This window comes from Pseudomonas sp. SF2 (assembly GCF_036858055.1).
Classification (GTDB): Bacteria; Pseudomonadota; Gammaproteobacteria; order Pseudomonadales; family Pseudomonadaceae; genus Aquipseudomonas.
The window spans coordinates 1-2,762 of record NZ_JAMBDI010000083.1; the positions used below are offsets into that span (position 1 = coordinate 1).

The 2,762-nt window shown below is 52.4% G+C and carries 3 protein-coding genes and 2 pseudogenes; 4 read left to right on the forward strand and 1 reads right to left on the reverse strand.

The annotated features are described in order from the left end of the window. From M2S36_RS24920 to M2S36_RS24930, 3 genes and pseudogenes are all read left to right on the forward strand, one after another. A pseudogene (locus M2S36_RS24920) lies at positions 1-358 on the forward strand (PAAR domain-containing protein); the annotation flags it as partial. After that, positions 345-746, forward strand: a complete 402-nt coding sequence (locus M2S36_RS24925) for a hypothetical protein (RefSeq protein WP_063915053.1) — start codon at positions 345-347, stop codon at positions 744-746. The pseudogene M2S36_RS24920 and the gene M2S36_RS24925, both read left to right, overlap by 14 nt. Positions 747-1,345: 599 nt before the next feature. After that, positions 1,346-1,747: a hypothetical protein gene (locus tag M2S36_RS24930; protein ID WP_333958019.1), complete on the forward strand. Its 402-nt coding sequence runs from the start codon at positions 1,346-1,348 to the stop codon at positions 1,745-1,747. 11 nt (positions 1,748-1,758) lie between these two features. Here M2S36_RS24930 and M2S36_RS24935 read toward each other — a convergent pair. Continuing rightward, positions 1,759-2,094: pseudogene (locus M2S36_RS24935) on the reverse strand (TerC family protein); the annotation flags it as partial. A 128-nt stretch (positions 2,095-2,222) separates the two neighbouring features. Here M2S36_RS24935 and M2S36_RS24940 point away from each other — a divergent pair. Then, positions 2,223-2,762 (forward strand): PAAR domain-containing protein (locus M2S36_RS24940; protein WP_333958020.1); only part of this gene is annotated, 540 nt, incomplete at its 3' end.

Sequence of the window (2,762 nt, forward strand, 5' to 3'; positions counted from 1 at the left end):
CAGCAAGTACCTTGAATATGGCGGGTATGCTGCAATTGGATTGGGTGGGACTTCGTCTTATCTGAAAGTGCAGGAGGTCTGTCGGGCCGGAAACGAAGAAGCTTGTGCAAGGATCCGATATGTTGAAACTGGATCGTTCGGCATTGGGGTAGGAGGAGCGACTGCGGGAGCAATAGTGGCTGGCGCTGCAGCCGGCACGTTATGTGCCGCTTTTAGCGTAGGTACTGCGGGTCTGGCGGCTCCATTGTGTGGGATTTTAGTCGCGGGAGCGGGTGGGCTAGCAGGAGGAAAGTTAGGTGAAATGGCTGGCGAGTTTATGGGGGAGTTCATATATGAGGCCTCAAATGATGAGTTTTGAAAGCTGGCCCGTCACTATGAAGCTGATATTTATAGCTATCCCTTTTTTCATTTCCTTGCTAGGCGCATCAATTAGTCTTTACATCACCCTGACACGTGACTTTCACGTTGCCTGCTCGGCAATTACTAGCAATCCATATATAGAGCGGGTGAAGGTGGTCTGGGGAACATCAAGCCTGAAGTGGCGATGGATGCTGGTCTGCAATATTGGCGGTCTTGTTACATTTCCATGGCTGGCGTTGCGCTACGACAAGCTGGATATTGAGGAGTTGAAAGCATTTCCGGCGAAACTCAGGCGAAAGCTTGTGATTTCAGTATGGTTGTCAATCATTGGGTTTAGTGGTATTGCGGTTACGGTTGCAATAATCGAACTCTCCAAAGCTCAGTGATCACGGGCTGTCTCCTATATGGTACGACGCCTCGCCTAATTCGTGTCTATGTTGAGCGAGTCGACTATCAGTCATATGGAGAGCTACCTTTCACAGCTTGTACTGGTCCTTGTAGGAGAGGTTTTGTGTTGCGACAGGGCTTCGCAGCAACCCGGAAATTTATGCTGCGAAGCTGAAATCCTAGGTCTGCTACGAAGTCCTGTCGCGATACGAGGTCGTTCCTGCTGATCTGCTTTCGGCTTTGTCATGGGGGATTAGTTGTAATCGGATGGATAAAGTTAGACACGGTGGGTTTTCTGCAATTGGGTTGGGTGGGACTTCGTCTTGCTTGAAAGTGGAGGAGGTTTGTCGAGCACGGGAGACCGAGGCTTGCAAGGCCGTGCGTCTGAAAGAAGTTGGAAATTTCAGTGGAGGTGTTGTTGGTGGAACAGCAGGAGGCTTCATCGCAAGCTTGGCAGTTCCTTCTGTCTGTGCTGTTTTCGCTATTGGAACTGCAGGTGTAGGGGCTCCAGTGTGTGGTATCGCTCTCATTGGAGCCGGGTCTCTGGCCGGAGGCTTGGCTGGCGGGGATGTGGGAGAGATGTTGGGAGAAAAGATCTATGAGTCCATCGCTGATTGATGTAAACAGCTGGCCGCTGAGGATTCAGTTACTTTTTCTGGTTATGCCATTTGCCTTGAGTGTTGGTGGTTTGGCAGTTAGCGGTTATGTCGCTTGGTCTCGTGAGTTTGAGCTTGTCAATAGCTCCATACGAAGCAATGCCTACCTGGAAAAGATGAAGCGTTTTGCGGGAACCACTACTTACCGTGCACGATGGATGGTTGTCTGTGTTGTCTGCGGTTTACTGACTTTTCCTCTATTTCATTCAAGAATAGGCGTTGTGGATGCTGATGAATTAAAAGCTTTTCCGTTGAAGTTAAAGCGCAAGCTGGTTTTTTCGAGCTGGCTGGTAATAATTGGTTCAGCGTGGCTAGTCATTGCTTATGCGATGGTTAAACATTAAAGCTTGGGGTGTCAGACCCGCATCTGCGGGTCTTCCTCTTTCTGGCTGGCTGTACTATTGGCATTTGAAGGATGTCTGGATTGAGCCTCCTTGCTTTCCGGTTTATCCCCCCGCGTCTTGAGCAACGAAACCACCACCCCACCCAGCAACAACCCGAACGTCACCCCCAACGACAGCAACGCCGGCACCTTACCCACCATGCCGTGGTAGAAGATTTTGCAGCCAATGACGATCAACACCAACGCCAACGCGTACTTGAGGTACACAAACCGGTGCATCAACGCCGCCAGCGCAAAATACAGCGAGCTTAAGCCGAGGATGGCGAAGATGTTCGAGGTGTAGATGATGAGCTGGTAATCCCTGAAACGTGAGTTCGGTAACTTTGTAGGAAACATCTGAATTTCGACTCAAGCCACTTGAACCGCTCTTGCTGATGTTAGGTTTTTAACCTCAACCATGCACAGGGATTTTGTATATGCGCGCCAGTCTAGAGGGAAAAGGTCAGGCAGTAGATGGTGATGTCACCACAACGGGGGCTGTCTGTATTGCGACAGGGGCCGGGTATCTTGACGAAGGCCGAATGGTGCTACGCGAAGGCGACCACACCACGCCATGCCCGCTTTGTGGGCAGGAAGGAACCGTCGCCGGAGGGGTGGAGTCCTTCATTTCTGATGGCCGGCGGGTCGCCATGGACGGTGCGCTGGTTGTCTGTGGCTGTTCGCCGGGCAGCAATCGGGTGGTCGCACCGCTGTATGAAGCACCGCCGTCCAGGCATTCCATTTCAGGGCGTACCAACCCCCACTTTGCCGAGCCATCAACCGCCGTCTACCCCGAGCGCTTCTCTCAACCCGTAGTAAGTGCGTTGCCCGGTACCCTGGAGCCTGGCTTTTACGTGGTACCCCGGCGCATGTCATTCGCACAGGTACTGCTGGAATTGGCCGGGCACGATGCCTCGTTGCCGATTTCCCGGCTGCAGCGGCTGAACCCGACGTTTGAGCAAGGCTTCAAGGCAGGG